This window comes from Streptomyces sp. NPDC006265, from assembly GCF_040613555.1.
Taxonomy (GTDB): Bacteria; Actinomycetota; Actinomycetes; order Streptomycetales; family Streptomycetaceae; genus Streptomyces.
Genome location: NZ_JBEXSH010000616.1, coordinates 1 through 5,539, shown reverse-complemented (window position 1 = coordinate 5,539; position 5,539 = coordinate 1). Strand labels below are relative to the sequence as shown.

Genomic DNA, 5,539 nt, shown 5'->3' with positions numbered 1-5,539 from the left:
GGGTTCTTTGCTGTGTCCGCTCGCTGTGTCCGCCGAGATGAGCCGGTCGGCTGCGCCGGCTCACCGAGATCAGCCGGTCAGCCGCGCCGGTCCGCGACCGCCCACGACGCCAGCCCCACGGCCCCCGCCACCCCGAACACGGCAGGCCAGGCACCCACCTTCTTCGCCAGCGGATGAGACCCGGCGAAGGCGGCGACATACGCGGCCGACAACGCCCCCGCGGCCACCCCACCGGCCTGCTGCCGCCACTGCCGCGCGGCCGCCACCCCGGCCACGGCGAGTACGACCCCGCCGAGCGGCCGCTGCCTGGTCCAGCGGGCCACGCCGTACCCGCCCACGAGCCCGCTCGCGGCAACCACCGCACTGGGAACCTTCGCCATACCTGCCTCCTGCGTCCTACGCCCTGCTCGGGATCTTGAGGCTAACCCCCACGCTGCCGGACCCACCCGCCAGGGGCCCGGCAGGCGTCGCCCACCCCGGAAACCCGAACCTGAGCCCAGGCTTGTCAAGTTTCCTCCTTCGAGCTATATAAGAAGACGCAGACCGTAGGGCATCGCACCCACTGCACCTGAAGAGAGGAGTGACCAGTGATGCTCATGCGCACGGACCCCTTCCGTGAGCTCGACCGACTCACCCAGCAGGTCTTCGGCCCCGCCACCCCCCGCCCGTCGGCGATGGCGATGGACGCCTACCGCTCCGGTGACGACTTCTTCGTCCACTTCGACCTCCCCGGCATCGACCCCGAGACGATCGAGCTGGACGTGGAGCGCAACGTCCTGAACGTACGAGCCGAGCGCAGGTCCCCCGCCCCCGAGGGCGCGGAACCCCTCGTCGCCGAGCGCCCCACCGGCACCTTCACGCGCCAGCTCTTCCTCGGCGACACGCTGGACACGGAGCGCATCGACGCCTCCTACGATTCCGGCGTCCTGACCCTGCGCATCCCGGTGGCCGAGCAGGCCAAGCCCCGCCGTATCCAGATCACGGGCGGCGACACGCGCAGGCAGATCGGCAGCTGAGCCCGCCGCACCGCCCACGGGTACGTCGCGCCGCCGGTACGAGCTCCCGGCGGCGGCGCGACCCGGACCGCAACCACGCACCCGATCGCACGCACCCGATCGCACGCACCCGGAGGAAAATCCCGCACATGAGCACGGCGACAGTGCCCAGTGTGACCACGAGGCCCCACCCCCAAGGCGACGGCACCACCTGGACCCAACTGACCGAAGACGTCCGGCAGTCGGGCCAGTACGCCACCCGGTCGAAGGCCGAGCAGGTCACCCGGACCGTCCTCACCGCCCTCGGCGCCCACGTCATCGGCGACGAACGGGTCGACCTCGCCCGCGCCCTGCCCGAGGAGGCCGCCCGGTTGATCGCCTCCCAGATCCCGGCCACACACCCGCTGACGGCCGCGCAGTTCGTCGACGAGGTCGCGTCCCGCACCCCGGGAGCCACATCCGCCACGGCCCGCTGGGACGTCAGCTCGGTCCTCAGCACGCTGCCGCCCCTCATCGGCGACGACCTGGTCACCCGCATCCTGGCCCAACTCCCCGCCGGCTACGCCCTCCTGTTCGGCCGAGCGGACCTGACCCCGGCACCGTAGGCTCCGCCAGCGCGCACGACGGCCACCCCTCGACCGACCGGGGTGGCCGTCGCGCAGACGGCCGCGTCAACGACAACGGGGGGCTTCCTTGACTCACACGACGTCCGGAACCCTCACCACCCCCGACGGCACGCACCTCGCCTACGCAGACCACCGCCCCGCCGGGGACCCCAAGGTCACGTTCCTCCTCCTGCACGGCCTGGCAGGCCACCAGGGCGAGTGGGACACCCTCGCCGCGCAGCTGTCGGCCGACGGCCACCGCGTGATGACGTACGACGCCCGAGGCCACGGCGCCAGCACCCGCACACCGGCGACCACGACCCGCGAGGCCCACGTCCAGGACGCCGTAACTCTGATCGAGGAACTGGGACTGGCCCCCACAGCCCTCCACCAGCCGGGGTGCGCCCGGATTGAGAGCCGGGACGCTCGCATGGGGAGGAGTACTTCGCGCAGCGAACGAAGAACCGTGCCGTTCGCGGAGACGGAGGCCCCCGCATTGCTGGTTCTCGTTCGCCTGCGGCTGCCCAGGTCTTTCGGCGGCAGCGCTGGGCCGCCGTCGACCGCTTCCTCATGTTCCCGGTCTCGCGGGTCACGTACACGGTGGAGTCGGCTCCGCGCGCGGCGGAACCTGCCGCGGCACCCCGCCAGCCCACCTGCAGCAACCCCGTCGATGCCCGCTTTGTGCTGCCTCGGCCTCCGGGTCACAACTGAACCCACACGAAACAAGGTCTTGTCGCTGGCTTAAAACGATGGTTATTTTAACCGCCATTCGAAGTCCGGCCTGATCATCCGGGCGACCTCAAGGCGTGTGCATGTCTCAAGGAAGGGCAGTGCCATGACGCTTGACAGCGCGCGGTTTTCTCGTCGGGGTTTTCTGGGGCTGGGAGTCGCGGCGGGGGTCATCACGCTGACGGCGTGCGGGTCCGGCGCCGGTGCCGCCGACGCTCCGCTGGTGATGACGGTGTGGGGCGGCGACCCCGACCGCAAGACGTATCAGGCCCGCATCGACCTGCTGGTCAAGAAGCACCCGGACCTCAAGGTCAAGCTCCAGCTGATCCCGGGCGACGCGTACCCGCAGAAGGTGCAGACGATGATCGCCGGCGGCACCGGGCCGGACATCATGCAGGTCGCCGAGAGCGTCAACACGTACTCCAGCAAGAACCAGCTGCTGCCCCTCGATGACCTCGCCAAGAAGGCGAAGCTCGACCCCGGGCAGCGGTTCGGCCCGGTCGGCTCGCTCTACACGTACGAGGACAAGCTCTACGCGATCCCGGACCGCTCGGGCGCGGTCACCGTGTTCTACAACAAGGACATGTTCGACAAGAAGGGCATCAAGGCCCCCACCGCGGACTGGACCTGGGACGACGCCCTCGACGCGTTCAAGGAGCTGACGGTCCCCGGCAAGGTATGGGGATACAGCGGTGCCGAGTGGTTTCCGCAGTGGTGGAGTCTCGCCTACCAGAACGGCGGCACCATCATCGACGCCCAGGGCCGGCCCGCGGTCGACAGCGACGAGGTGATCGAGGCGCTCCAGTGGGCGGGCGACCTGGTCTTCAAGCACAAGGTGGTGCCGAGCAAGGCGGACTACGCCGACATGGGCCCCGACATCGGCGGCGACCAGGCGTTCCCCAACCAGAAGGTCGCCACCCACGCCAACGGCTTCTGGGTGATGTCGGGCCTGACGAAGGTGACGTTCGGCTGGGACATCGCGCCCATGTGGCGCGGCAGGAAACAGGCCGTGTCGGCGTTCGGCAGCGGCCTGGCGATCTCCCGCACCTCCAAGCAGCGCGACAACGCCTTCAAGGCGATCGACTTCCTCACCTCCGCCGAGGCACAGAAGGTGATCATCGCCTCCGGTCAGGACGTGCCGGCCAGCCTGGAGGTGCAGAAGAGCCAGGCCTTCCTCAAGCCGTCCTGGATGAAGACGGACGTCGACATGGGCGTGTTCGCCGAGTCGAGCGCGTTCGTCTTCCGGGCGCCGTTCATCCCCGAGTGGAACCAGATGATCGACACGATCTCCAACGGCCTCGCCGACTTCTGGCTCGGCAAGGAGCGCAGCGCCAAGAAGGCGCTGACGGCCGTGCAGAAGGACCTCGAGTCCCTCATCAAGTCCGGGGCATGACCGGCTGTGGCAACCTCGACCGTCCCCAAGGCCGCCCCCACGGCCGCGGAGAAGCCCCCCTCACCCAGGAAGCCCAAGCTATCCAAGCGCCGGCGCCGTGAGGCGCTCTCCTTCTACCTGTTCGTCTCCCCGTGGATGATCGGCTTCCTGGTCTTCCTGCTCGGACCGATGATCGCGTCGGTCTACTACTCCCTGACCGACTGGGACTCCTTCAACCCGCCGAAGTGGGTCGGCTTCCAGAACTACGTCACAGCCCTCACCGACGACCCGGTGTTCTGGAAGGCCCTGTGGAACACCTTCTACTACGCGGCGATCTCGGTCCCGCTGGGCCTGGTGCTCGGGCTCTGGCTGGCCAACCTGCTCAACAAGCAGGTCAGGGCCCGCAAGCTGTTCCGCACCCTGATCTATCTGCCGACGCTGATTCCGCTGGTCGCCACGGCGATGATCTTCCGGATGGTGCTTGCACCGAACGGCCCGATCAACGACTTCCTCGGCCTGTTCGGCCTCTCGGGCCCCAACTGGCTGCTCGACGGCCCCTGGGTCAAGCCCGCCCTGATCCTGATGTCGGCGTGGGGCGCGGGTGCCGCGACCGTGCTGCTGCTCGCCGCGATGAAGGGCATCCCGCGTGAACTGTACGAGGCGGCCGAGGTCGACGGCGCGAGCGCGACGCGGCAGTTCTGGAGCATCACGCTGCCGCATCTGACGCCCATCATCTTCTTCAACCTGATCATGGGCCTGATCAACGCGTTCCAGATCTTCTCGCAGGTCTACATCCTGATCCCCAAGGGCAAGAACCCCGCGGGCTACGACGCGGCCCAGACCATGGTGCCGCTCCTGTTCGACCAGGCGTTCAGCTACTACCGCATGGGCTACGCCTCGGCGATCTCCTGGCTGCTGTTCCTGGTGATCATGGTGTTCACGGTGATCGCCTTCCGCACCACCCGGCGCTGGGTGTTCTACGAGACCGAGGTGAAGTGATGGCGACCCTGGCGACCCCGGTGCGCAAGCGCGGGCACGAGGACCCGCCCGCGCAGGGGCAGGCCCCCGCCGTACGGGCGTTCCGCGCGACCCCGTTCACCTACGGCACCCTGCTGATCGTCGCGGCGATCCTGACCACCCCGCTGGTCTTCGTCGGTTCGATCGCCCTGGCCGGCGACGCCACCGTGAACAACGGCGGGTTCACGATCATCCCGCGCGAGTTCAACTGGGATAATTTCTCCCGGGTGTTCACCACCGAACTGCCGGTGGGCACCTTCCTGCTCAACTCGGTGCTCATCTCGCTGTTCTCGGTGGCGGGACAGGTCCTCTCCAGCGGCCTGGTCGGCTACGCCTTCGCGCGGCTGCGGGCGCCGGGCAAGAACACGATGTTCCTCGTCGTCATCGCCACGATGATGATCCCGACGCAGATCACGATGATCCCCCAGTTCATCCTGTTCCGGGACCTGGGCTGGGTGAACACCTTCCTGCCGCTGATCGTGCCGAACTTCTTCTCCAACGCCTTCAACGTCTTCCTGGTACGCCAGTTCGTCTCCCGGCTGCCCAGCGAGCTCGACGAGGCCGAGAAGAAGACGCCCAGCGAGACGCCGAGCGACGACGACACCGGCGAGCCGACCGACACGAGCACCGACGACGGCACCGGTACGGGCAACGGAAACGGCAACTGGACGCCGTCCTACTCGCCCTCCTACAGGCCGTCGCAGAGCGCGCCCGAGTCGCCCACCGGGCAGCCGTCGGACCAGCCGACGACCGCGGAGCCGACAGGCCACTGATCGCGCCCGGCACGACGCCGTCTCCTCTCCCGTGCGGCAGGGGCACAA

Annotated in this window: 7 protein-coding genes; 6 read left to right on the top strand and 1 reads right to left on the bottom strand. The window is 68.6% G+C overall.

Annotated features, from left to right (window positions below):
- Nucleotides 1-77: 77 nt before the first annotated feature.
- A complete protein-coding gene (locus ABZ281_RS35545) occupies nt 78-380 on the bottom strand; it encodes a hypothetical protein (protein ID WP_104779710.1) in 303 nt (100 codons plus the stop codon).
- A 210-nt stretch (nt 381-590) separates the two neighbouring features.
- Here ABZ281_RS35545 and ABZ281_RS35540 point away from each other — a divergent pair, with 210 nt between their 5' ends.
- The 6 genes from ABZ281_RS35540 to ABZ281_RS35515 all read left to right on the top strand — a co-directional run bounded on the left by ABZ281_RS35540 (nt 591) and on the right by ABZ281_RS35515 (nt 5,491).
- Nucleotides 591-1,016, top strand: a complete 426-nt coding sequence (locus ABZ281_RS35540) for an Hsp20/alpha crystallin family protein (protein ID WP_356662197.1) — start codon at nt 591-593, stop codon at nt 1,014-1,016.
- 128 nt (nt 1,017-1,144) lie between these two features.
- Nucleotides 1,145-1,600, top strand: a complete 456-nt coding sequence (locus ABZ281_RS35535) for a DUF2267 domain-containing protein (RefSeq protein WP_356662196.1) — start codon at nt 1,145-1,147, stop codon at nt 1,598-1,600.
- An 88-nt stretch (nt 1,601-1,688) separates the two neighbouring features.
- Nucleotides 1,689-2,345 carry an alpha/beta fold hydrolase gene (locus ABZ281_RS35530; RefSeq protein ID WP_356662195.1) on the top strand — a complete coding sequence of 219 codons (657 nt, stop codon included), beginning with the start codon at nt 1,689-1,691 and terminating at the stop codon, nt 2,343-2,345.
- Nucleotides 2,346-2,435: 90 nt separating this feature from the next.
- A complete protein-coding gene (locus ABZ281_RS35525) occupies nt 2,436-3,722 on the top strand; it encodes a sugar ABC transporter substrate-binding protein (RefSeq protein WP_356662194.1) in 1,287 nt (428 codons plus the stop codon).
- A 6-nt stretch (nt 3,723-3,728) separates the two neighbouring features.
- On the top strand, nt 3,729-4,700 hold the full coding sequence (locus tag ABZ281_RS35520) for a sugar ABC transporter permease (protein WP_356662193.1): 972 nt from the start codon (nt 3,729-3,731) through the stop codon (nt 4,698-4,700).
- Nucleotides 4,700-5,491, top strand: coding sequence for a carbohydrate ABC transporter permease (locus ABZ281_RS35515; RefSeq protein WP_356662192.1), 792 nt, complete (start codon nt 4,700-4,702; stop codon nt 5,489-5,491). The genes ABZ281_RS35520 and ABZ281_RS35515 overlap by 1 nt, the downstream gene beginning before the upstream one ends.
- The last annotated feature ends 48 nt before the right edge of the window (nt 5,492-5,539 follow it).

Bases quoted from the DNA above. Each gene is read 5' to 3' on its own strand.
- ABZ281_RS35545 (WP_104779710.1), bottom strand. From the start codon at position 380: ATGGCGAAGGTTCCCAGTGCGGTGGTTGCCGCGAGCGGGCTCGTGGGC.
- ABZ281_RS35540 (WP_356662197.1), top strand. From the start codon at position 591: ATGCTCATGCGCACGGACCCCTTCCGTGAGCTCGACCGACTCACCCAG.
- ABZ281_RS35535 (WP_356662196.1), top strand. From the start codon at position 1,145: ATGAGCACGGCGACAGTGCCCAGTGTGACCACGAGGCCCCACCCCCAA.
- ABZ281_RS35525 (WP_356662194.1), top strand. From the start codon at position 2,436: ATGACGCTTGACAGCGCGCGGTTTTCTCGTCGGGGTTTTCTGGGGCTG.
- ABZ281_RS35515 (WP_356662192.1), top strand. From the start codon at position 4,700: ATGGCGACCCTGGCGACCCCGGTGCGCAAGCGCGGGCACGAGGACCCG.